At 51.6% G+C, this 25,051-nt stretch carries 20 protein-coding genes; 16 read left to right on the forward strand and 4 right to left on the reverse strand.

Annotated features, from left to right (window positions below; translation table 11 throughout):
* Positions 1-697: alpha-glucan family phosphorylase (glgP, locus tag C162_RS32370; protein WP_036701968.1), on the reverse strand; the 697-nt coding region annotated here is incomplete at its 3' end.
* Between the two features lie 312 nt (positions 698-1,009).
* Here glgP and rbsK point away from each other — a divergent pair.
* From rbsK to C162_RS32400, 6 genes are all read left to right on the forward strand, one after another.
* A complete protein-coding gene (rbsK, locus tag C162_RS32375; protein WP_084649113.1) occupies positions 1,010-1,948 on the forward strand; it encodes a ribokinase in 939 nt (312 codons plus the stop codon).
* A 112-nt stretch (positions 1,949-2,060) separates the two neighbouring features.
* Positions 2,061-2,825, forward strand: a complete 765-nt coding sequence (gene aroD, locus C162_RS32380) for a type I 3-dehydroquinate dehydratase (protein WP_036701971.1) — start codon at positions 2,061-2,063, stop codon at positions 2,823-2,825.
* A gap of 177 nt (positions 2,826-3,002) precedes the next feature.
* Positions 3,003-3,695 (forward strand): response regulator transcription factor, encoded by a 693-nt coding sequence (locus C162_RS32385; RefSeq protein WP_036701973.1) that lies wholly within the window; start codon positions 3,003-3,005, stop codon positions 3,693-3,695.
* Positions 3,692-5,059, forward strand: coding sequence for a sensor histidine kinase (locus C162_RS32390; protein ID WP_036701975.1), 1,368 nt, complete (start codon positions 3,692-3,694; stop codon positions 5,057-5,059). The genes C162_RS32385 and C162_RS32390 overlap by 4 nt, the downstream gene beginning before the upstream one ends.
* The gene (locus C162_RS34885) at positions 5,056-5,658 is read left to right on the forward strand and encodes a PepSY domain-containing protein (RefSeq protein ID WP_051494099.1); all 603 of its coding nucleotides are present in this window, start codon (positions 5,056-5,058) and stop codon (positions 5,656-5,658) included. Before C162_RS32390 ends, C162_RS34885 begins: the two co-directional genes overlap by 4 nt.
* Before the next feature lie 116 nt (positions 5,659-5,774).
* Positions 5,775-6,335 carry a PepSY domain-containing protein gene (locus C162_RS32400; protein ID WP_051494100.1) on the forward strand — a complete coding sequence of 187 codons (561 nt, stop codon included), beginning with the start codon at positions 5,775-5,777 and terminating at the stop codon, positions 6,333-6,335.
* A gap of 80 nt (positions 6,336-6,415) precedes the next feature.
* On the opposite strand, the gene C162_RS32405 is transcribed toward C162_RS32400, so the two are convergent.
* On the reverse strand, positions 6,416-7,180 hold the full coding sequence (locus C162_RS32405) for a MerR family transcriptional regulator (protein ID WP_036701977.1): 765 nt from the start codon (positions 7,178-7,180) through the stop codon (positions 6,416-6,418).
* Between the two features lie 244 nt (positions 7,181-7,424).
* Complete coding sequence (locus tag C162_RS32410) at positions 7,425-8,177, reverse strand: 3'-5' exonuclease (RefSeq protein ID WP_036701978.1); 753 nt, start codon at positions 8,175-8,177, stop codon at positions 7,425-7,427.
* A 202-nt stretch (positions 8,178-8,379) separates the two neighbouring features.
* On the opposite strand from C162_RS32410, the gene C162_RS34890 reads away from it, so the two are divergent.
* The 10 genes from C162_RS34890 (at position 8,380) to C162_RS34900 (ending at position 24,233) form a co-directional block, all read left to right on the forward strand.
* Positions 8,380-9,012 carry a hypothetical protein gene (locus C162_RS34890; RefSeq protein ID WP_051494101.1) on the forward strand — a complete coding sequence of 211 codons (633 nt, stop codon included), beginning with the start codon at positions 8,380-8,382 and terminating at the stop codon, positions 9,010-9,012.
* A 75-nt stretch (positions 9,013-9,087) separates the two neighbouring features.
* On the forward strand, positions 9,088-9,507 hold the full coding sequence (locus tag C162_RS32420) for a hypothetical protein (protein ID WP_036701980.1): 420 nt from the start codon (positions 9,088-9,090) through the stop codon (positions 9,505-9,507).
* 19 nt (positions 9,508-9,526) lie between these two features.
* Positions 9,527-14,506: a DUF4132 domain-containing protein gene (locus tag C162_RS32425; RefSeq protein WP_442792488.1), complete on the forward strand. Its 4,980-nt coding sequence runs from the start codon at positions 9,527-9,529 to the stop codon at positions 14,504-14,506.
* Between the two features lie 235 nt (positions 14,507-14,741).
* Positions 14,742-16,877: a LuxR C-terminal-related transcriptional regulator gene (locus C162_RS34895; RefSeq protein ID WP_084649114.1), complete on the forward strand. Its 2,136-nt coding sequence runs from the start codon at positions 14,742-14,744 to the stop codon at positions 16,875-16,877.
* Between the two features lie 243 nt (positions 16,878-17,120).
* A complete protein-coding gene (locus C162_RS32435) occupies positions 17,121-18,692 on the forward strand; it encodes a methyl-accepting chemotaxis protein (protein WP_162174505.1) in 1,572 nt (523 codons plus the stop codon).
* 12 nt (positions 18,693-18,704) lie between these two features.
* Entirely contained in the window at positions 18,705-19,133 is a 429-nt protein-coding gene (locus tag C162_RS32440; protein WP_036701984.1) for a chemotaxis protein CheW, read from the forward strand.
* A 22-nt stretch (positions 19,134-19,155) separates the two neighbouring features.
* On the forward strand, positions 19,156-21,720 hold the full coding sequence (locus C162_RS32445) for a chemotaxis protein CheW (RefSeq protein ID WP_036701985.1): 2,565 nt from the start codon (positions 19,156-19,158) through the stop codon (positions 21,718-21,720).
* Positions 21,721-21,724: 4 nt separating this feature from the next.
* Positions 21,725-22,066 carry an STAS domain-containing protein gene (locus C162_RS32450; RefSeq protein WP_036701987.1) on the forward strand — a complete coding sequence of 114 codons (342 nt, stop codon included), beginning with the start codon at positions 21,725-21,727 and terminating at the stop codon, positions 22,064-22,066.
* A complete protein-coding gene (locus C162_RS32455; RefSeq protein WP_051494104.1) occupies positions 22,063-22,476 on the forward strand; it encodes an ATP-binding protein in 414 nt (137 codons plus the stop codon). Before C162_RS32450 ends, C162_RS32455 begins: the two co-directional genes overlap by 4 nt.
* Positions 22,473-24,233, forward strand: a complete 1,761-nt coding sequence (locus tag C162_RS34900; RefSeq protein WP_051494105.1) for a SpoIIE family protein phosphatase — start codon at positions 22,473-22,475, stop codon at positions 24,231-24,233. Before C162_RS32455 ends, C162_RS34900 begins: the two co-directional genes overlap by 4 nt.
* Here the strand turns inward: C162_RS34900 and C162_RS32465 are convergent.
* A complete protein-coding gene (locus C162_RS32465) occupies positions 24,199-24,981 on the reverse strand; it encodes a fused MFS/spermidine synthase (RefSeq protein ID WP_036701989.1) in 783 nt (260 codons plus the stop codon). The genes C162_RS34900 and C162_RS32465 overlap by 35 nt on opposite strands.
* Positions 24,982-25,051: the final 70 nt, after the last annotated feature.

The following is a 25,051-nucleotide window of genomic DNA, read 5'->3' on the forward strand; positions in this document are numbered from 1 at the left end:
GCGCCCGGGTTAAGCCATTAAAGGCCCCCATGTATTCCAGCCGGTCCAGCGGATGGGTCTCGTTACCTTCCTTAATCGGTGTATGTGTAGTGAACACAACCTCTTCCCGTGTAGCCTTCCAGGCTTCTTCAAAGGTACTGCCGCCGGACATCTTCTCCCGGATCAGCTCGATTGCAGCAAGCGCCGCATGTCCTTCGTTGAAGTGATAGACATCGATGGGAATGCCCAGGGCGCGCATGGCTTTGACGCCGCCGATGCCCAGAACGATCTCCTGGGCAATCCGCTCCTCCCCGAACCAGCCGTAGAGCTGGCCGGTAATCCAGGCATCGCTGTTCTCCGGGATATCGGTGTCGAGCAAATAGAGCGGACGGTTGCCGAAATGGTCGGTTTTCCACACTTTGCAGACTACATCGGTCTTTCTGACTTTTACCGTGACCTTGACGCCTGTATCTTCCAGGAAGTCGTACACATAGTTGTGGTAAGAGTCGTAGGGGTTACCGTCTGCATCAATCTTCTGGTCCGTGTAGCCCTGCTTCCATTTGAGTCCGATAGGGATGATGGGTGCCCCGATATCCTGCGCGCCCTTGATGTAATCTCCGGCCAGAATGCCTAAGCCTCCGGCGTACATTTTGAAATCGGAATGCAGTCCGTACTCCATGCTGAAATAAGCTACTGACGGTAAGTGGTTGTCGCTCACTTGATAAGCCTCCTAAATGCGATTTAGATGGTACTGCGAATAAGAATTACTGCAGGCTGTATCTAAGATGCAAACGTTTGCTCAATAAGGCAGGACGGGCTCTGGAAGCGATTGCACCATCATTCTAGCATATTTATCCTTAAAAAGCACAGCGAATTTTCGGTGACAACTGGCTGCCTGTGGAGCCGATAAATAAAATTTGATTAACCTGCCGGAAGGCCATAAGATAAGGGGAGAATAAATGTACAAGGTTCATCTAAATCATAAGCTAAACCATAAATCAAACAATAAACCAAGTGGTGGTGTAAAGGATTGAGTATAGTCGTAATTGGAAGTCTGAATATGGATATGGTCGTGCGGGCAGAGCGTGCGCCGGAGGCCGGGGAGACCCTGTTCGGTCAGGGATTTGTTCTGTCTCCAGGCGGAAAAGGGGCGAATCAGGCCGTTGCGGCGGCCAGACTGGGCGCGGATGTGACGATGATCGGCAGAGTGGGGAAAGACGCTTTTGGCAGCGGGCTGCTGGAGATTATGGAGCAGGAGCGGGTGCATACTGCGTATATCTCACAGAGTGAATCCCAGGCTACAGGGGTTGCTTCCATTGTGGTGGACGGGTCCGGAGAGAACCGGATCATTGTGGTGCCTGGTGCGAATATGGAGATGAAGCCGGAGGATATTGAAGCGCTTGAGACCGTGATCAGCGGGGCCGGGATCGTGGTGATGCAGCTGGAGACGGATCTGGCGATGTGCGAGGCTGCGGCAGCGATGGCGTCCCGGCATGGGATTCCGGTGATTCTTAATCCGGCTCCGGCCCAGCCGCTGAGTGATGAGCTGCTGCACCATGTGACCTATCTGACTCCGAATGAGACAGAGGCGGGGATTCTGGCTGGCATCTCTGTGGAGAATGTGGAGGATGCAGAGCGTGCGGCCCGGATTATGCTGTCAAAAGGGGTCCGGCACGTCATTGTAACGCTTGGCTCCAAAGGGGCGTTAATCGTGGATGCTGCCGGAAGCCGGCATGTCCAGGGGTTCCCGGTGCAGGCGGTCGATACGGTGGCAGCCGGTGATTCCTTCAACGGGGCTCTGGCCTGGCAGCTGACCTGCAGTAGGACACTGGAGGAAGCGGTCCGCTTCGCCAATGCTGTCGGTGCGCTGGCGGTTGGCAAGACCGGTGCGATTGCTTCTCTGCCCAGACTCGAAGAGGTGGAGCAGTTCCTGCGGACAGCTGCTGATGCGAAGCCTCATGAGCAGTAGATCCCAGCAGATTCCGTATGTGAGATAGAGTAAGCAGATGCTTATAGACAAATTAAGCGGGGAGCGTCAGAGGAAGCTCTGAGACTCCGGGTCCGCTAAGGAGCTGACACGTTTGAGCGGTACAGTAACTGTTAAGAATATAACCCTCGGAGAAGGGATGCCCAAAATCTGTGTTCCGCTGGTCGGAACGACGCGGACGGAGCTGCGTGCAGAAGCTGAGGCGCTAATCGCACTGGCGCCGGATGTGGTGGAGTGGCGCAGTGATTTCTTCACGGAGGTGGAAGATATTAATGCCGTGACCCAGGTGCTGGAGGATATTCAGCGCCTGCTGCCGGAGATTCCGCTGATCTTCACCTTCCGCAGCGCCAGGGAAGGCGGCGAGAGGGAAATCTCCTCAGCCTATTACTTCCGGCTGATCCAGGCAGCGGTAGAGAGCGGGCTGGTGGATATTGTGGATGTGGAGCTGTTCCAGGAGGAAGCGGAGGTCCGCAGACTGATTGCAGCAGCACATGGACAGGCGGTGTTCGTGATTCTCTCGAATCATGACTTCGACGGGACGCCGTCCGAGGATGAGATTGTCTCCAGGTTGCGCCGGGCGCAAGAGCTGGGCGGCGATCTGCCGAAGATTGCCGTAATGCCGCAAGGTCCAGCCGATGTGCTGACCCTGCTGGCGGCGACGAACCGGATGCAGGAGCAGTATGCGGACCGTCCGATCATTACGATGGCGATGAATGGGGAGGGCGTGATCAGCCGGCTGGCCGGAGAGATCTTCGGCTCGGCGCTGACCTTCGGTGCGGCGCATAAGCCTTCGGCACCGGGGCAGGTGGCGGTTGCCGAGCTGCGCGGTGTGCTGGAACTGCTGCACCGCAGCTTGTAGCGGCTGCCGGTTCGGAAGCAGCAGGAGTGGGGATAGACAGGGGTGTTTCCGGCCGGTGAAACGGTGGAAGCACCCTTTTGCATACATAGAGAGTATTGCAAGTGGCGTGCGGAGTTTGAAACTGTAGCTGTCCATGCCCTACAATGGAGGCAACTAAGTAGAAGGGGCGGAGCGCCGATGACAGAATTGATTCTGGTTGTGGAGGACGAGGTGAGAATTGCCCGTCTGCTGCAGATTGAGCTGGAATGCGAGGGATACCGTGTGTCCATTGCCGGTAGCGGCCATCAGGGGCTGGAGATGTACCAGGAGCAGCAGCCGGATTTGCTATTGCTGGATGTGATGCTGCCTGGATTCAGCGGCATAGAGCTGCTGCGGCGGATCCGGTCGGGCGATCCCGATACACCTGTTCTGCTGCTTACAGCCAAAAGCTCTGTGGAGGATAAAGTGTCAGGCCTGGACCTTGGGGCCAATGATTATATTACGAAGCCGTTTCAAATTGAGGAGCTGCTGGCGCGTGTCCGTGCTGCGCTGCGGCTGGCCACGGGGCAGAGGAGAGAGGAAGCCGTCAATCTGCTGCTGGCAGATGATCTGGAGCTGAACGAAGCTACGCGGGAGGTGAAGCGGGCAGGCCGAAGCATCGAGCTGACTCCCCGGGAGTTCGACCTGCTGGTCTACCTGCTGAAGAATAAGCGCCAGGTGCTGAACAGGGAACAGATCATGGCCGCCGTCTGGGGGTACGATTATTACGGTGATACGAATATTGTAGATGTCTATATCCGCTATGTCCGCAAAAAAATTACGCTCGGCCACGAGCCTGAATTGATTCAGACCGTGCGGGGCGTTGGTTATGTGCTGAAGGATACCCCATGAAGCTGCGGAGTACCATTCATCTGTATTCCAGCGTGCTGTTCGCCGTGCTGCTTATCCTCATGAACCTGTTCATCTACGCCCTGTTCAGCCGGATGTCACTAGACAGCCAGCTCGGGCAGGCAACTGCCGAGACGGCCAGAATCGCTGCCGCGATGAGAAAAGCGGGAGACGGGGTAACGGCACCGGAGCTGCTCCGGGCTTATGTGCCTGTTGAGGGAATGCTGCGGCTGCTCTCTGCGGACGGTAGCGGACCGGCGCCGGTTACCTCAGCGTCCGGGCAGGAGGTCAGCCGGATGAAGCCGGTCTACCATTCCGGGAAGCAGGCGGAGCAGGTCCGGGTGGACGGACGCTTGTATGCGTTCGTGAGCGTTCCGGTCATCTGGACGGACGGGAACGTGCTGAATCTCCAGATGACCAAAAGTCTGGAGAGCACGATGGATACATTACGAGTGCTTCGGATGGTCCTTGCCGGGGCTACGCTTGCGGCGCTGCTTCCGCTGCTGCTCTCCAGCCGCCTGTTGTCGGGCCTGATTATGCGGCCCATCGTCCAAATGACGGCAACCATGCGGGAGATTCAGCGCAGCGGGAAATTCCGCAGGCTTCCGCTGGAAGCACACTCGAAGGATGAGCTGATAGAGATGGGGCATACCTTCAACGAAATGATAGGCCTCTTGGAGAGCAATTATGTGAAGCAGGAGAAATTCGTGTCGGATGCCTCCCATGAGCTGCGGACACCGCTGACGGTTATTGAGAGCTATGCCAGTCTGCTGAAGCGCAGAGGGCGGGATCACCCGGAGCTGTTCGAGGAATCGGTTGAGGCCATCCATTCCGAAGCTGTGCGGATGAAGGAAATGACGGAGCAGCTGCTGCTGCTGGCGAAGCACCCGGAGCAGTGGGAGCTGGAGCTGAAGGTGATGGATCTGGAGGAGCTGGTGCGTTCTTCGGCGAAGGCTTTTCATAATGCGTACGGGAGAGAGGTCATGGTTCAGGTCGAAGGGCTGGCTGAGGGCTACAGCGATGAAGCTAAGCTCCGGCAGCTGCTATTCATCTTCCTGGATAATGCCCGTAAATACAGCGATGAGCAGATAACTGTGCGTATTGAAGCTGCCGGGCAGGAACGGATGATTGTGATTACCGACCGCGGCATTGGAATTCCGCTGGAGGAGCTGCCGAAGATATTCGACCGTTTCTATAGAGTGGATGAGGCGAGAACCCGTGAGAACGGAGGGGCAGGCCTGGGGCTGTCACTTGCCGCAGAGATCGCGGGAGCGATTGGAGCGGAGCTGTCTATGGAGAGTACGGTAGGACTGGGAACCTCGGTGACGATCCGCATGACTGCGGACCCCAGGGGAGGTGGACAATGAAGCAGAAACCAACGAACAAGAGCAAGATGTACAAGGCAGTTATAGGTATGGTTGTCTTCCTGTTGCTGTCTGTGGTTGCCTTCTGGATATTTGGCAAGGATTCGGAGCCGCTGTTATCCAGAGATCAGGCTACGCTGGCTGTGCTGAGCGAATATCCCGGTAAGGTAGACAGTCTGAAGCTGCAAGCTGGAGCTTATGTAGCAGAGCTTCAGACGGAGCAAGGACGGTATGAGCTGAAGCTGGACGGAGTGACCGGCGAGATTCTCTCCATCGTGCTGCTGAAGCGCACGGACGAACCGGCGGTGCAGCCTACGTCTGCCGCTACTCCAGCTCCATCTGGCGGAGCTGACGCGACCCCGTCACCAGCACCTACCCCGGCAGCGCAGAGCGTAGTCTCCGAAGAGGAGGCTGTCAGGCTGGCTCTGCTTGAGGTACCGGGGGAGCTGGACGATGTGGATACGGGAATCGATGCGGCGGGCGCTTATTATCTGGTGGAGATTCATACTTCAGACGGACGGGAGGCCGTAGTCCAGGTGAATGCAATCTCGGGCCATATTATGTCTGTGACCTGGGAAGAGCCGGATGGGGACGATTCCTAGTGTTCTGTTTATTTGTTTTCTCAGCGAATTCTAATGTTGCTCCCGCTGTTCTCTCAGATTGTAGCGTTATAGTTACTACATGAAGCAGCGAAGAATGAACTTAGGAGGCGTTAACATTGAAGACAAAGATATGGAGCAGTATCACGGCGGCAGCACTTATTCTCGGCGGCGCTTATGGTATAGGTGAGCTGAAGGGGAGTACGGCAGAAGCAGCTGCATCCGTGAAGAGCCAGAGTCAAACGTTGATCAGTGTAAGCCGAGCTGAGCAGATTGCCTTGAAGGCAGCTCCGGGACAGGTGGAGAGCATTGATCTGGAGAAGAAGGCCGGCGGCACGTATTACGATATCGAAATTCAGCAGACCAAGCAGGAGATAGATGTCCGGGTAGATGCATATTCGGGAAAATTGATCAGCGTGCGCAAGGATGCAGATGATGATGACTCTCATAAGGCAGCTCCGGCCTCAGGCGGGAAGCTGATTACCGCAGGCAAGGCGGCTGAGGTGGCTCAAGCTGCTGTGAAGGGGACGGTCACCGAGATTGATCTGGACCGGGATCACGGGGGCGCTGTCTATGAGGTTGAAATCAGGAACGGGCAGGTCAAGACAGAAGTAGGTGTCGATGCGTATACTGCCAAGGTTGTGTACACCGATACCGATTCCGACGAGGATGATGATTGAGTCAGAAGAGCGTTTCAGCAGAAGAAAAGAGAGGCAGCCGTTCAATCCGGCTGCCTCTTTGCTATGCCAAACGATTACGTCTACTGCTTCGCTCCCGTATACACGTGGACAGCATCCCGCAGGAACGCGGCCATGCCCGGACGGCGCTGGTCGTAATAAGCCGTGAAGCGCTCATCATCGACATACATCTGGGCAACGCCGGCGTGGGCTTCTTTGGTGTACGTATCCCAATAGAAGCTGAGCCACTGGCGGTGCAGGTCAGCGGCCTTCTGCGCCAGCTCGCTGGCCGAATCCCCTTCCTCCATCGCTTGCTCCAGTGACGCGAACATGTCAGCCTCTAACTGCTGAAGGGCAGTATACTGCTCCTCGGTCATATGGCTGAGCTTGCGGTTGGACTGCTCCACAGCTTCCGCGCCGTATTTCTCCCGGATCTCCTGTCCGTATTTCTCTTCGTTATCTGCGATCAGCTTCTGCTTGAAGCCGGCGAATTTCTCCTGATTACTCATTGAACTTCTCCCTTCTGTGTGTGCAATGGTCTGCTCGACGTTCGCGATGAGCCGGTCCAGCTGTTGTCTCCGCTGAAGCAGCTGGTCATGGTGCTCACGCAGGGCGCGGGCGCCGTCGAAGGAGGGCGATTGGATAATATCTCTGATCGCCTCCAGGCTTAAGCCCAGCTCCCGGTAGAACAGAATCTGCTGCAGCAGGTCCACCTCGGCCTGGCCGTAGATCCGGTATCCTGAGGAATTGATTCTGGCCGGCTTCAGAATGCCGAATTCATCGTAATACCGCAGGGTCCGTGCACTGATCCCCGCAAGTGCCCCCAGCTTCTGCACCGTATATTCCATGGTCCTGCTTGCCTCCTATCTGTCTCTCGCGTCTCCGGCAGAGGATGGTCTTCAAGGCCTCCCCGCCGGGTAAGCGGCCGCTTACAAATCTAACTGTACACTTTGACGTAACGGCAAGGTCAACTCTTATTTGGTAGAATAACCAGACTGCGGGGCGGGTAACCGTCGGTGCTGGAAAAGCAAACAGCGGCAACCGCCCGGGTTATGCCTCGGGAGATTGCCGCTGCTGCGCGGGCATATGGGGTTATTTCTTGCCAAGCTGGGCGGCGAAATACGCCTTAAGCTCTGCCAGCTTCCGGGGGTCCGCCAGGGCATCCTCCGCAGGGAAGTAATGCTCGGCAACCAGCTCCCAGGTGGGGACGATTTTCTGGGCGGTCATCGCTTTGATGGCGATCTTAACCGTCTTGCGCTCTCTGGCGTTCGAGAAGGTATCGACATAATGCTGTGACCGCGCAAAGTCCAGCTCGCTGAAGACTGCGCGGAAGATCTCCGCCGTCATCTTAGCATCGTCAAGCGCGCGGTGGGCGGAGCCGGAAGGCTCCAGGCCGAAGAGGGCCATAGCTCCTTCGACGCTGATGTCGTTACTGAGGCCGCGGGCGCGCAGGACGCCCTTGAGCAGATCGAAGTAGGTGGCCTCCATCCAGTAGGCATCATCCATCTTGTGCATCCGCACATCCTGGATAATCCGTTTCATATCCTCGCCGCCCCAGGTTAAGAGCAGCACGCCGTCAGTACTCTGGTCAAGCCACGCTCTGAAGGCGGTAATAACCTTCGGGAACCGGCTGGCGACGTCGATATCCTCCTGGGGGATGCCGGTTTTTTTCTTAATGAATGAATTCAGGGTGGAGAAGTATATGGGTCTGATTAAGGCTGAGAATTCATCCTTAACCTGCAATGAAGCGTCTAACCGGACCGCTCCGATCTCAATGACCTCCATGGGATGCTCGCTGGCAAATTTGCGGCCGTTGAATTCGATGTCCAGAATAATATAATCCACAGGTAATGCCTCCGTTTCAGTGACTGGCGCCAAGATTGCACGAAAATGCGCCGACCCTTCTATTTTAGCAAAAAAAGAGGCTGCATGGGAAATAAGGAAGAGTGGGAAGCAAAGGTTAGTAATAGGAAGATGTCGAATAGGTCAGGAGAAAAACTAACGGGGCAGTGAACTTAAGGCTTTGACCAGTTACCGGGAGGAACCAATGTTGGATCTGAACAGGGAAATCTATTGGATTGGCGGTTCGGCTTGTGCGGGAAAGAGTACACTTGCCAAGCGGTTTGCAGAGGAGAATGGTTTTGCGCTCTATGCCTGTGACGAACATGTCGGGATGCATTTGCAGCATATTACAGAGAAGGCTCAGCCTGTAATGTACAGGGTGTCGCGGATGGCGATGAATGAAGTGTTTTTCACCAGGAAGATTGCGGAACAGTTGAAAACTTATATTGAATATTTGCGGGAGGATTTCTTGTATGTACTGAGCGATGTGGCGGGTGGGGGAAGCGATCCGGTTGTTGTAGAAGGAAATCAGTTATTACCAGATCTGATAGAACCTCTCCTGAGGCAAAAAGAAAGAGCAATCTGGATGATTCCGTCAGAACAATTTCAGCGTAATCAATACAGCAGGCGGGAATGGATTCAAGGCATCTTACAAGCTACAGAGAATCCTGAGCGTTCTTTTGAAAATTGGATGAGGAGAGACGCGTTGTTTGCTGATAAGGTTAAACGGGAAGCGAAGGATCGGAAGCTGAAGGTGCTGGAGGTGGATGGAAGCCAGACCCTGGAGCAGAATTATAATGTTCTTTCCGGTTGGTTAGGGTGTGACATTTATCTCTAAATTGGGTAATGAACTAGATAATCTGTCGAATAGAACTATTGAGCTATTGAGCTATTGAGGTAAGGAGGGAAGGCCATGAAGCTGTATGTAACCGTCAAAAGCCTGGGCAAACGCAGGCCGGTGCTTGAGCGCAAGGAGCTGCTGCTTGCGGCCCGTCCGCAGACGCTTCGCGCGCTGATCGCGGAGATTGTTGCCGGGCAGGTGCAGGCGATGCTTGAGCGGCAGGAGCGGGGGGAGTTGATCCCTTACCTGACTGCAGGTGAAATTGCGGAGCAGGGCGATAACGGTAAGGTCGGGTTCGGCACGGTGTACGGCGAGGCAAAGCCTGAGCTGGAGAAGGCGACGGATGCGGCACTGCTTGCCTACGAAGACGGATTGTACAAGGTGTTTGTGCAGGAAGAGGAATGTACTGCGCTGGATGAGCCGCTGAGGCTCGAAGAGGGCGATGAGCTGACGCTGATCCGGTTCACGATGCTGGCCGGAAGATTATGGTGAGGGAGATGACAGGATGAAGATCGGAAATGAAGAGTGGGAGACTCAGTGGTACGCGGATGTTGAGAACAAAGCCAAGGGGCTGAAGGGGGAAGGCGCGGAACTGGCAGGCCTGCTCGCGGAGTTCAGCAAGAACCGCTACCTTCATGAAGGGGAAGATTCGCTGGACCGCTTCCTTGTTATCATGGATGATCGCGCTGCGGCGGCTCAGGCTGATTTTACCGGATACTGGGGGCCACTGATTGGGGTCATGCAGCAGCTGTACAGCGCACATACTGTTGAGCTTACAAGGTACATAGTTAATCATGCAGTGGAGTACCCTTATTCCATAGGGTATCTGCGCCGGCCGTTCCGGACCCGGGAGGTTCAGGCGCACCGGATGCAGATCCTCCGCAAAATCAATGCTCTGATCTATATGGAGCTGATTGAATTCTCGCTGCCGGAGTATCTGCAGGGGAATCATGAAAAGGATTACAGTACATCCTACCGTGTGGATATTGCCGTTCCCGATGTAATAGCCTATGAGCTGGACCGCAGCGGCAGCGGAATGGAAAATCTGCTTAAGGATGCGGTGTACGGGGACAACCAGGGGGCAATGCTCAGCCGCAATATGATAAAAGGTGCATTCCTCAGCCATAATCAGGCTGCTGTTCAGATGATTGGCGAGCTGCTGCTCGCTGCCCGGCTGCAGGAGGGACTGCGGCAGTCCATTATGGAGACAATGGATGAGGGAACAATAGAGAACAATCTCTATATGCTTAAGGTGATTCTGGATAATGATCTCGTGCGCTACAGCTCGGTGGTGCGTGCCCTGGGCGTATGGACGGGCATGGGATTGGAAGCCCAGAACCAGCGGGTGGCGAAGCAGTTGATTGAAGGAGCTTATCAGGTGCTGACAGATGAAGCGCTGCGTGAGGAATGGCTGACCAGCGAGAATGCCAACCATGTCTACCTGAGCTTGTGGGCGACGGCAGTCTATGAGGAGAATGAGCTGATTGGCAAGGTGGATATCCTGATGGAACAGGGCCAGTCCTACCAGAAAATCGTAGCCCAGTATGTACTCTCGGGTAGCCAGAACCGGGAGGTGCGCCTGAGCAGCGCCCGGAAGTATCTGAGCGAGCAAGAGCCGGAGCTGCTGTACTGGATTCTGACGAACTATAATTATGATTATAACCGGATGTGGAGAGGGCCGAAGGATAATGGGCCGAAGATCGAGGTCGTAACCAGCCCGCAGCTTGAGGATAAAAGCGAGCGGCAGCGCGACTTCGGTCTGCTGAAGCACATCTTCCTGAACCCGGACAGCCGGGAGCTGACCGGCACCTCCAAGGTGCTGGATTTCCTGCAGGTCAGCTACACCCGTGATCTGCCGGTCCAGAAGATGCTCTATCTGATCTCCTATGATATGGACCCGGCCTGGGTCAATGAATTGCTGGCGCTGAAGGACAAGCTCAGCACGGACATACGGGGGGAGCTGCTGAATTACTTCGTGCAGCATACGGAGGATACCGTACAGCGCGAATTCATCTTCGTCAGCCTCTCTGACAAGAGCATAAAGAACCGGGAACTGGCGCTGGACCTGGCGCAGGAGCTGACGCTGGCAGAGGATGAGCTGCTGATGGCCGAAGGGCTGCTGAAGCTCAAGACGGGTACGCTTCGGCAGAGCGTGACCCGGATGCTGCTGAATCAGCCGGATGAAGCGCTGAAGGACTCCGTCCGCAGACTGGTGCAGGGCAAGAATGCCCTGCAGCGGCAGGCGGGACTGGAGATTATGACGGTGCTGTTCGAGGATGAAGAGCGGCAGGCGCTGTTTGAAGCGGTGCGGCCGCTGGCGGATGAACTGGTGAAGCCGTCTGACCAGGAGCGTGAGCTGATCGCCAGGCTGAGCCGGAAGAACGAGTACACGAAGGCGAACGGCTTCGGCATGTTCGATCCCAAGCAGTCTGAGAAGTGGCTGACGCAGGGGCCGGTGCTTGACGGGTTCGCCTGGGATCAGGTGTTCAAGCTGTCCTTGGAGCAGATCAATACGTTCCTTAAGGGACTGGACAACACGATCCACAAGCACCGCGATGTGGAGTATGAAGTTGAATACTACAGCGGATACAAGGATACGCTGCTGATCGGGACCAACCTCAGACCGCTGCAGGGGTACTTAATTAACGATGAGGAGACCGTCAAATCCGCCCTTGAGCAGTACCCGCTGCATGAGGTATGGGCTGAATATTGGGATAAGAGCGGCTGGAGCGCCCGGGATCTGATAGAGCTGAACTTCTATATCAGCCTGGAGGAGCTGGATGAGACCCTGGAGAACTATGACGGCTACGATACCTTAGGGATCGATGATAACGAACTCAGCAAGCAGAAGCTGCTGTCCGGCTGGCGTAAGGAGTTCGCAGCTAAGATCTACCCGCTGGAGCAGACCGAGGCTGTGATGAAGCTGGTGGACAAGCTGAAGTACAGATGGCAGGTGGAGTCGCTGCTGGATGCGTTCCGCGCGGACCATAAGAGCCCTGAGGGCTTCCGTCTTGCCGATGGTGCGGTGAATGCGCTGCTGGCCGCGTTCCCGGAGGAGAAGCTTGCTGTGGACTGGCCTTTCCTGTCTGTGTTGGCAGATCCGTGGATCGATATGGTGCAGAAGCTGTGGGACGGAACAGAGGAGTTCAAGGAGATGTTCCGTACCTGCTACAGATTCGAGGGCATCAGCGGGGACGGAGAACGGTCCAGCATTATCGGGCTGAAGCATTATGTCCAGGCCTTCAACGATGGGATCATTGGCGAAGAGACGCTGCTTAAGGAACTGCTGCTGAGTACGGATGCACGCAACCATATGAGCTGGATCAGCTCGCGCAGGTACGATTGGATTGAAGACAGTCCGCAGATGGTTGCGCTGCGTGCACGGATTATTGACCGTCTGCTGGCCATTGAGCTGGGGCGCGGCGATCTGCCGACCGAGGTGACCGGCATGACGATGGGGCTGCAACGGATCGAGGGGCTGGAGTACTGTATCCGCATCCTGTCCGGGCTGAATAAGGATACCTTCGTGCGCGGCTACGTGTACGGGTACGGCAACAATATTACGAAGAAGGAATCCTTCAGCCATCTGCTTAAGGTATGTTATCCGCGCGAGGGCGATAATGCGGAGCGGCTGAAGGCCTTGCTGCAGGAATACAAGCTCACTGATCAAAAGCTGCTGGAAGCCGCTATGTACGCCCCGCAGTGGATCGAGATTATTGCCGAGTACCTTGGCTGGGAAGGGCTGCGCAGTGCCGCCTGGTACTTCCATGCCCACATTAACGAGAGCTTCTCGGCCGAAAAGGAGACGGTGGTGGCGCATTACTCGCCGATCACGCCGCAGGAGTTCAACGACGGCGCCTTCGATGTGAACTGGTTCCAGTCAGCCTATAAGGAGATTGGACAAGAGCGGTTCGAGCTGCTCTATGACTGTGCCAAATACATCTCTGCCGGTGCGAACCACCGCCGTTCCCAGCTGTTCGCCGACGCCACGCTCGGCAAGCTGAACCTGGAAGAGATGAAGCAGTCTGTAGAGCAGAAGCGGGGCAAGGATCATCTGCTCAGCTATAGCCTGATTCCGCTGGGAGAAGACCGCGAACAGGATATCCGCATGCGTTATGAGTTCATCCAGCGCTTCCTGGCGGAGAGCAAGAAGTTCGGCGCACAACGCCGCGCCAGCGAAGGCCAGGCCGCACAGATTGCCCTGGGCAACCTGGCTCGCAATGCCGGATATGCCGATGTCACCCGCCTGATCTGGGATATGGAGGCGCGCAAGCTGGATGATTATGCTGCGTACTTCGAGCCTTATGAGCTGGACGAAGAGACCTTCGTCTCGCTTAGTATCGATGAAGAAGGGCAAAGCGATTATGCAGTGACCAGCAAGGGGAAGGCATTGAAGTCGGTGCCCGCACGCTTCAAGAAGCATGAGTGGATCGAAGCGCTGAAGGAGGCCAAGAGCGAGCTAACCGGACAATTCCGGCGCGCCCGGGCCGAGCTGGAGCGGTCGATGGAGTCCGGCAGCAGCTTCACACCGGCAGAGGTTGCCGGGCTGAGCCGGAACCCGGTGCTGGCTCCGCTGATTAGCAAGCTGGTGCTGATGAGCGGCGATGCTCTGGGGTATTACGATGCGGATCAGGGGGCACTGGTCAGTCCTGCGGGCGAATCTACGGCACTGAGCGGGGAGACGGCGCTGCGGATTGCCCATCCGCTGGATCTATACCGCAGTGGACAATGGAGCCTGTATCAGAAGGATCTGTTCGACCGTCAGCTCCGCCAGCCGTTCAAGCAGGTCTTCCGCGAGCTGTATCTGCCGAATGAGGATGAACTGGCCCATGGCGTGTTGTCCCGCCGTTATGCGGGCCATCAGGTGCAGCCGAGCAAGACGGTCGCCCTCCTGAAGGGGCGGCAGTGGACGGTCAGCTATGAGGAAGGGCTGCAGAAGGTGTTCTATGCCGAGAACCTGATCGTCCGGCTCTATGCCATGGCGGACTGGTTCTCGCCGGCGGACACTGAGGCGCCGACACTGGAGACGGTGCAGTTCTTCGACCGGAAGACGTACAAGGGCGTGCCGCTGGATCAGGTGCCGCCCATGTTGTTCTCGGAGGTTATGCGGGATGTGGATCTTGTCGTCAGCGTGGCCCATGTCGGCGGCGTCGATCCGGAAGCGAGCCTGACGACTGTAGAGATGCGCCGGGTGATCGTCAGCGAGTCGCTGCGTCTGCTGAAGATTGGGAACGTCCGGCTGGATGGCAATTATGCGCGTATAGACGGTACGCTGGGCGAGTATGCAGTGCATCTGGGCAGCGGTCAGGCGTACAAGCAGGCCGCAGGCGCCCTGTCGATTATCCCGGTGCATTCGCAGCACCGGGGCCGGCTGTTCCTGCCGTTCCTGGACGAGGACCCGCGCACAGCGGAGGTACTCTCCAAGGTCGTGCTGCTGGCCGATGATACGAAGATCAAGGACCCGCAGATTCTGGAACAGCTGAAGGCTTAAGCTATATGCCGTACGTACGGGGCTTGCGCTTATGCTTCAGCTGCGGAAGCCCTGTAGAAATATGCAAACACCTTAGGGCCCGGAGTAGGATTGGAATTGCATTTTTGTGCATTTGGATATGTATATTGTGTGTGATGTCTCTTTGTTTTGTAATTTTATATATTGGTCATGCAGGAGAAAAGTCATAATACAGCGAATTTCTACATGCAGACAGTAGGTGGGAAATGAGGAATGTATGATGAAGAACAAGCTGAAGTTAAATTTGCAGATTCTGCAGGATGCTTACTCTTCTTTATGCGGATTGACGGTTATGATTACCAATCAACAGGACGAACGCTTAACAGAGCCTTCAGGAATGACTGATATGGTGGGCTTATTATTAGATTTCCAGAGTAATTCCCTTGAAGATAGCATTGTGAAAATTATGGGCAAAGTACAGGGCATACCAAAGCCAATTGTATACGAAACGATTACAGGGTTTAAGCTTCTGGTTGCCCCCATTACAACCAGAGGAAGACCACCGTATTATATTATTGCAGGGGTTATGATAGATAGAAGCATCAAAGAATTGATTGCCGCCAGAATATATGAAACGCTCCCTTCGGATAAATGGCAGGACTGGACCCGCGCCCTCGATGGTGTAGCAGCATACAACAAACAATATGTTGAGAATCTCCTTAATCAGTTAGACTCCCTTGCAGGTGCCGTGACGGCTTTACTCGAGCATGAGCAGGAAGACAATAAAGCTTTGAATAATCTGCAGTTGTTGAATCTTGTAAATCTGATGGATTCGGCAAGCCCGGTTTGGATGCAAGGGGTACTTGATATCTTTGTACGTGTAATGGGACTTGAATTTGCTGGATATGCCAGTAACCTATCCAATGATGAACAATATACCGTAATTGAAACAACCGGAATTCATATCGATAATCCTTTAATGGGAGCTTCGTTTTTTTTGGGTGAAGGTTTTTTGGGGCAGGTAGGGCTCTCCAAGCAGATGGGGTATTGGGAGAAATCAGACCGGGATCCGCGGATTTCTTTTTTTACGTCAAAGGGAATTAAGCCTAAAGTTATTATCTGTTACCCGGTTAAGTATAAGAATAGGCTGTTCGGGCTGTTGTTTGGCGGAGATTCGTTAAGGCAAGAATTATCAGAAGAGCAGGCGGATCTGGGCATGCTGCTGGCTCAGCAACTCTCTTCTTCTATATATCACTTGGATAATGAAGCAACCTATGAACGGAGAAGAATGCGGATTGAGGCCTTCGTGGAAATCTCCCGGACCATTGTGTCAGTCGAAGGCAGGGAGAACTTCCTGCAAATATTCATGGAGACCGTCCAGCAGCAGGTCGGCAGTTCTTTTGTTTGTCTGTTATTGCATCTGCCGGGTGAGAAGGGCATGCAAATATATACGGCTTCCACTGCTCCTAGTGAGCTGTACAATGATTATGCAGCCGATATTGAAACAACCTATTTTGGCGGCGGGATGCCATCATTGAATACGCTTGGCAGACCTGTACAACGGGATTGGAAAGGAAGAAGCCTGGTTGAATTCCCAGTGGCCGCCGAACAAAGATTGCTTGGGGTGTTCACGGTCCAATTTCAAAACGAAGCCCAGAATAAGGAGTTTACAATATTTTTACAGGCAATCAATACATTAATAGTCACAAAGCTTCTGGGAGCTGCAACAGAGGTTCCGGTCGATAAACAGAATATTATAAACATATTGCATGATATGTTGTTAATGTGGAAGCCCGAAGCGTATAACAAAGGAATCCAAGTGAATGCGCTTACACGTGGTTTGCTAATAGAGTTGGACCGTTCTGCTGAAGAATTGGAATGTATGGCTCAGGCAAGTCTGCTCGCTGATTATGATCCGGAACTGTTAGCAGGTTATGTCGGGGACATCCCTGCTATAGGTTTACTGCGTCAATTGCAGAGCTACAGATCAGGCCAGACTGGAGAGAATGAAGCAAGAAGAAGCAGGTCCTATTCATTCCTGGGAAAAGCGCTGCTGATGGTTCTCTGGTATATCGAACGAGGAGAGCAGGGGTGGAGGGAATCCCTTCCTATTCCTATAAATGACCCATCCCTGCGAACCGTTGAACATTATTTGTCCGCATTGTCTGCATCGCCAGCACCTCTTTCTCCACTTGTCAGCAAAGGCAATCTGACTTCGAGGGAAGAGGAAACTCTGCAACTTGTCTTACAGGGGCTAAACAATAAGGAAATTGCTGAGAAGCTCTATATCAGTACCCATACCGTTAAGAATCATATCACTAAAATATACGAGAAGCTGGGTGTCAACGGCCGGGCCCAGGCGATTTCTCAAATGTATAATTCATCCCTAACCTATAATATGAAAAAGCAATGAACCCGTATAATTCGTGTTCGTTGCTTTTTTTTTGCTGAAGGGGAGGGAGAAAATTCCTATAGAGAACAGGGATACACTGTCGAAGAACAGGAACTAGTGATGATAGGCACAAGGGCCTAGTTCGATGATGATGTAAGAGAAATATTTCACATATTCAACCGTTTGGAGCAGAGGCATAACAAAGGATAAATTGGTAAAAATGCAATTTGCAATTAAAAGAATTTACTTAAAGGAGTGTTTCATGTGAAATTAAACATCCGCACTAAATTATTGGGAAGTTTTTTGGGTGTTATAGCTATGCTTCTTGTGATCAGTGGCTTATCAATTGTAAAGATGGAGCAAATGAACAGCAATTCAGTGGAAATGCGTAATTATAATCTCCCGACATTAGTCAATATGGAGAGTATACAAACGAATCTTTATAAACTCCGTGGCGATTTGATGAAAATCGTACTGGAAACGCGTGTTGCAGAATTCAGTGAAATACGTGCAGCCATTCAAGAAGACCAGGATAATATTGCTTCAACAATCAAGGCTTATGCAGAGCTTGCACTGAGCGCTGACCAAAAATCATCGCTGGAAATCATCAAGCAGAGTGTGGAGAAGTATAATGCAATTGTTCCGGACGTTATTGAAATGGGAACGAAAAATGATAACGTTAATGCCTATCAGACCATGCTTGATTCAGTCCCTGATTTGCAATTGGCGCTGGATACAGCAAATCTGGCAGTCAAAGATGTAGTAACAGGAGCAAATAACACTATTGAAGCCACTGAAAGCAGCTATAATTCCGGAAGAACTACCATCCTTATCTTTGCTTTTCTGGCGGCTGCAATTGCTGTCACACTGGCTTTAATGATCTCTCAAGGAATTGTGGGACCCGTATCCAAACTTCTGGCTGTAATGATGAAGATGGCAGACGGCGATCTCAGGGAACAGATTTCGATTAAAAGCCGTGATGAATTCAGCAAGCTTGCAGCGGCAGCAAATGAAATGATATCTAATTTAAGAGGATTAATCGGCAATACCGCAGAATCTGCCCAGAACTTAGCTGCTTCTTCCGAGGAGATATCAGCAACTACCGAACAAATCGCCGGCGGCAGTCAGTCACAGGCCCAGGCTGCCCAGAACATCAACCATCTGATTCAGGATCTGCTCAGAGGCATCGATGAGGTTGCAAGGAATGCTGAGCAGGTGTCGGAGCTGTCCATGCTGACTCGTCAAGGGGCCGAGGAGGGAAGTATCGCTGTAAGGAATTCCAGTCTGGGCATGAATAACTTGTCGGAGAAGATGGAGCTGCTAGAGCAGGACTCCCAAAAAATCGGTGAGATTATTGAAGTAATTGATGAGATCGCCGAGCAGACCAATCTGCTCGCCTTAAATGCAGCAATAGAAGCGGCGCGTGCGGGAGAGCAGGGAAGGGGCTTCGCCGTTGTTGCCGATGAGGTCCGTAAGCTGGCGGAACGAAGCAGTGAGGCCACCAAACAAATCGCCTATATCATCCGGGGAATGCAAAAGAATACGGTACTAAGTGTACAGGCTGTAAACGAGGTCTCGGCCTTGTCAGACCAGACGGAAGGCTTAATCCAGGGCATAGCATCCCGTGTAAATGAGACGACCCAGCAAATTACAGGTATTGCGGCGGCTTGTGAGGAACAGGCGGCGCAAACGAGTGAGGTGCTCGTATCTATTGGGGCAGTAGCAGCAGGAAGCCAGCAATCGGCAGCAGCGGCACAGGAAACAGCTGCTTCCTCACAAATGCTTGCTACACTGGCTGATGAGCTGAATGGCGCAGTAGCAGCCTTCAAGCTGTAAGGAGGGAAAGTCATGCTAACAGCAGATTCTGACCAATATATCGTATCCAGGCTGGGAAGTGAGAAGCATGCCTTTAATATCCGGGATATTGATGAAATAATAAAAATGGAGCATATCACGGGGGTACCTAATAGTAAGAGCTTCATTGAAGGAGTTATTAATCTGCGTGGCAAGATTGTACCGGTGATCAGTATGTGCAGAAGATTTGGTATTCCCGAGACTGCTGCAGGGATACAATCACGAATTATTGTAGTGCGGTATAAACACGAGGCTATGGGCATTATTGTGGATGCTGTAGAGAAGGTGACTTCTTTCCAGGAAATTGAGTCTCCTTTGGAATCCCATGAAATAGACGGTGCCCAGTATATGGATGGGATCGGGAAAAGCTCTGAAGGTTTAATTAGTATTCTGAATATCGAGCGGTTGTTCGGTGAAGGGTAACGCACAAAGGAGAGCGAAGAAAATGAATGATTATCAGAATAATTCCGCATATTTGGGAGTGTTTCTGGATGAAATGCAAGAGCAGCTTCAATGCTTGGATGAGTACCTCTTGGTGCTCGAGAGTGCGGGTTGTCAGGAGATTGTCATACAAAATATTTTCAGGGCTGCACATACCTTGAAGGGATCCTCGGCGGTAATGGGATTTAAGCAGCTTAACGGATTGACACACCAGATGGAAAGTGTCTTTGATCTGATCCGTGGCGGCCAACTGGAGGTATCTCCCGAACTACTGCACATCATGTTTGACTGTATTGATTTCATTAAGCAGCTTCGCCAGTCCATTCTGGGCGGGATGTTGGAAGAGGGGGACACTTCGGAGCTGATACGCCGGTTGGAAGAAGTCCGGGTTCCCGCTGCAGCCGAAAGCACAAAACGTGAGGCTGAAGAGAGAAAAGCTGCACCTCCTCCCCTGCATATTGTTTTTGACGATGCACGGAGAAAACAAATTCAAGCTGCTTTGGATAACGGATCAGAGGTAATGGCAATTCATGTTCAGTTGGCTGAAGAGGAGTCCATGAAATATGTACGCGCTAAGCTGGCGGAGATCAATCTGAAGGAGCAGGGGGAAATTGCTGTTTGCTTTCCGGCATTGGAATTGATCGAAAAGGATACATCTTTTTCCGGAACTATTGTATATATTCTGATTACCAGACAAATGCAGGAGGACATTATTGCCAGTCTGAATCAAATCTCTCAGATTGACTCAGTGCGTATGGAATACATTACAAATTTAAATCTGGATACCTTTGTAGAAGGAGTAGTTGTGCCTAAGGTAGAAGAATCTAATAATCTGCTAAAGGAGACGGCCAAAACTAAAGAATCCACAAGGGCCCCCGAAAGTAAGGTACAGGTAGCACAGACGGTCCGTGTTGATGTGGAGCGGCTGGAGGGATTGCTCAATCTGGTGGGTGAGTTGATCATTGATAATACGAGACTGCACAGTATACGGGCGAAATTAAGCGAGCAGTTCAAAAACAATGTCGATATCAATCTGCTGAATGACATTGCCAATCATTTGAATATGGTTATTTCCGATCTTCAAGATGGCATGATGAAAACGCGGATGCTGCCGATAGAGCATTTATTCGGCCGCTTTCCGCGGATGATTCGAGACCTGGCACAAAAGTCGGATAAAAGTATTGAACTCATCATCGAAGGCAAAGAGACGGAGCTGGACCGGACCCTGATAGAGGAAATTAGCGACCCGCTCATTCATATTCTGCGCAATTCTGCCGATCACGGGTTGGAGGGTCCAGAAGAACGTGCAGCCAAGGGCAAATCTCGCAAAGGTATCATAGTACTCCGGGCAAGTCATCAAGGAAATATGGTCGTGATAACCGTTGCCGATGACGGCCGGGGAATAGATGCCCAAAAAGTAAAGGAAATGGCGGTTCGTAAAGGATTTGCTACGGCTGAAGAGGTTGCCCGCATGAGTGAAAAAGAGCTGGTGCTGTTAATTTTCCGTTCAGGGGTATCTACAGCACAGCAGGTTTCAGATTTATCCGGCCGCGGGGTTGGAATGGATATTGTGAAATCGCATATTGAGAAATTGAATGGTGTCATTGATATTGAAACGACACCTAATGAAGGAACGGTGTTTACAATAAAAGTCCCCCTGACCCTGGCGATTATCCGCTCCCTGCTCATTAAGCTGGGGAGCAGCACCTTTGCGGTTCCGTTAGTTAATGTTATTGAAATTTTTAGGCTGAGAACCGCTGATATTCTCACAGTACAAGGGAAAGAAGTATGTGAATTCCGTAATCAGGTGTTGCCCCTTGTCCGTCTGCACCGCAAGCTGCAGGTGCAGGAGGAGCCGGGTGCAAGTAAGGAGCGTCTATTTGTTGTAATTGTCGGATTAGCAGATAAACGTGTATGTCTGGTCGTGGACCAGACCATTGGCAACCAGGAGATCGTGATCAAATCACTGGGGAATTATATCGGCAACGTTTCTTATATCGCGGGTTCAACTATTCTTGGAGACGGCCATGTAGCGCATATCCTGGATGTAGGTTCTATTGCTCGTGAAGCAGGATCTTCCTATGATAGGGTTCTGCCAGAAGAGGCTGAAGGCAAACAGCCTTATGACGAAACCGGGAAATACGTAACCTTCAAGATGTCGGCAATGGATTTTGCCATTCCGATCCGGAAGATGAAAGAAATTGTGCCTGTACCGGAAATTCATCAGCTTGTTTCAGCGCCTCCTCATGTTCTGGGGATGATTAATCTACGAGGATTATTGTTTCCGGTATATGATATATGTCTCCGGTTAGGTATGAGTGCTCACGACCACTCTGCCAGCTCCCGGATTCTGATCTGTGAAGTCTCAGGTCATGAGATAGGCCTTCTGGTTGATGAGGTTTCGGAGGTTCGTCTGCTTCCCAAGGCTCATTTGGACGAGGCACCGGATCAGGTAATGCGGAATTCCGAAATGCTGGATGCCATTTATAAAAATGATCAGCAGTTTATTCATTTATTGAATTTAGAAAAGCTGTTAAATCTGGAGCCTAAGAGAAAAGAGGTAGGATAGATTAATGGAGAACTCTTTACACGAGAAGATACAACTGTTGAAATGGAATAAAGATATAACCCTTAAGAATGTAGAAGAGTTCCACAGGACCATCCAGAGGCTTTTAGAATGTGAATCGAGAGGTCTTATCCTTGAGTTGACAGATGTAGCCTACCTGAACAGCGCTGCACTTGGAGTTATAGCTGATGCTGTACTGACTGCAGGTCGTACCGGCAAGGAACTGGTTATTGCAGGTGTACAACCTACCGTAGGTGAAATACTTGAAATTGTTCACTTCAGTACTTTCATGAAGATATTCACGGAACTTAATGATGCTTATGACTATTTAAATGGCGGGTTAAAATGAACAACCTCTCAGATAAAACATATGGTCAAATTCTCGTTATTTATAACCGCGATGATATAGTTCTTGCCATAAAAACTACTAGGAAAATAGCGCAAATTTCAGGCTTCTCAGAGCATGAATCCATCCTGCTGCAGTTGGTAACCGAAGAGGCATGTATGAATGCATTTGAGCATGGAAGTTCTTCAGACATATGCAGGTTCAGAGTTTCTTGGCTGGTCGAATCGGATATCATGGAGATTAAAGTTTGTCAGAGTGGCGGATCCTTTGAATTACATCATGAACAGGTCTCCCCTTTTGGATTGCATGGCAGGGGAATGATGCTCATTCACGGAATTATGGATGAAGTAAGGTTAATCTCTGAAGATGCCTATGTAACGCTTTACATGACTAAGAAAAGGAGAGTGACATGAACACTAGATGGTTATACCCGCTCAGAGAATGGTGTGTCAAAAACAGATTTCTTCTGATTCTCTTCATAATAGTTGTCTTGAATTTGTATAATCTTTTATTTGTAAATAAAGGGTTTAGTTATGATTTTATTGTCGGCTTTGTGAGCCAATGTGTTATTCTGACTTCACTAATTCTCTTACACAGGCAGCATGAAGGGAGTACAAAGAAGCTAAGGGACAGTGAGCAGCGGTATGAATCGTTATTTTTGTATAACAATGCAGGAATTTACGTGGTGGATCTCAATGAATTAATCATTAGTGTAAGCCCTAATCTTCTGGATAACCTCGGATATTCAGAGGCAGAGATTAAGAGTACTCCGTTTATCAAGTTACTCCTTCCGGAGGATGTGCCGATAATTAGGCAGACCTTTAGGAATATTATGAATGGAAGCATACTTTCCACTTCACGAAAATTGCAATTGATTAATAAGAGCGGAGAGATTCAAATCTTTGATATATCGAGTGTCGCTCTTATGGCAGAAGGAGTGATCCGGGGAGTTATCGGTTTTGCTAAGGATATTACAGAATTTGAAAGAATGCAGGAAAAGCTGAAGGTAGTACAGGCGCAGCTGAATACTATTTTGGAGAGTATTGATATTATACTGTGGTCATATGATGTGACTCAAGATAAACTACTTACCATCTCTCAAGCATGCGAAAGGACATTCGGCTATACTCCAGAGGAGTATTACCGATACCCCCATTTATGGTCGGCGCAGATTTATGATAAGGACAAGGATATGGTTAGTGCCAGAATGGCTGCTGCTGCAGACGGGGAAACCTATACTACGAATCTGGAATATCGTATTGTCCATTCAAGTGGGGAAATCCGATGGGTTGAAAGCCGGTTATTCCCCTTTTATACTGCAAAGGGTGATTCAGTTATCGTGAATGGAGTGGTACTGGATATTACCCATAAAAAACTGATTGAGAAAAATATTCAAGTTGATCTGGAACTGGCCAGACAGGTGCAGAAGAGCGTACTCAGTCGACCGGTGAGCACGCCATTATTTTTAATTGACGCCAGATACATACCTTCGCAGAACCTTGGAGGTGATATGTATGCCTGGTACCGTATAAGTGAACATCGGTACGGTATTCTGATTATGGATGTTATGGGACACGGTGTTTCTTCAGCACTCGTATGTATGTCTATACGTTCTCTTCTTAGAGGGATTATTCAGGGCAGTATAAGTACGGAAGAAGTGATTACAGATTTAAACAATCATATGAACAAGCTGTTTAGCGAGTCAAAGGAAACAGCCAATTTCTATTTCACAGCCATATATTTGATCGTGGACACAGAGACGAGTTCAATCGAATATATCAACGCGGGCCATCCCAGCGGTATGCTTATGGATGACAGCGGAGAAGTGTTCCATTTGAAATCCTCCTGTCTTCCAGTCGGCATTATTCCCCACTTAAATGCAAAAAAGCAGACTATCCAATTTACAGGGAAGTCCAGAATACTATTGTATACTGACGGTTTGATCGAGAAGCCTGGTTATATGTTGAAGGAACAGGTTGAAGGAGTAGTACAAGTAATGAATGATACTAGACATGAGCCGATTGCTGTACTGCTGGACAAACTGCTTGAATCCGGTAGAGAGAATAATCTGTCCGGTCTGGAAATGCCGGATGATGTTTGCATGATCTGCATGGATATTGGCAGCGAAGCAGGGCCTAATCCCGGATCACATACCCCGGCCCGGGCGTGATCTCTCTGAAGCCGGCCATGTGGCGGGACTGGCAGGGGATTGGCCGGTTGCTGCCAACCAATATAATATTACGGAGGTCCGCCGCACCTTCTGCCGGGAGGGCGAAGGATCGGGTGTAGGGATACACTTCACGAAGTGTGGTATGGATGGCACTGATGAAGCGGTCATTACCGCTGCGGCCCATCAGATTCATGATGATCTGGCCGTGTCTGTTCAGCTTGGCGCGGGTAAGGCGGAAGAACTCCAGCGTGGTGAAATGGGGCGGTGTCCCGGCAGCGGTGAAGGCATCAAGCAGGATGTAGTCATGGCCCTGGTCCGGGGCGGCTTCCAGCAGGCTGCGGCCGTCACCGATCAGGATGTTATCCTGCGTGTAGCCAAAGCGGGTTCTGCTGTACTCCACTACCTTCGTGTTCACCTCAGCCACCGTAAACTGCTTCTCGGCGAAATAACCGGCAATCGTCCCAATCCCGTGTCCGATCAGGAAGACATGCTCGAAATAAGGATTACCCGCTTCCATCAGATGGATCATCGCCCGGGGATACTCGAAGATCACCCGGCGCGGATGGTCCAGATCCATTGCGCCTTGAACAGCTTCCCCTGAGAATTGCAGAACCCGGAACCGTCCGGTTTCACCATATAGCTCGGTTGTATCGTAGACCTCGAGGTCCTGAGAGTCGTGGTTAGTATGGAGTGGTGCGTGCAAGCGGATCAGACTCCTTCTGCAGATGGAATGCGTTACAACCTTCATAGTAACATAAAAGCATAAAGCAGCCGCAGGAAGGGCCTCCCTGCGGCTGCTTGTGTTTCTCAGAGACTGC

The organism is Paenibacillus sp. FSL R7-269 (assembly GCF_000517865.1).
Classification (GTDB): Bacteria; Bacillota; Bacilli; order Paenibacillales; family Paenibacillaceae; genus Paenibacillus_AQ.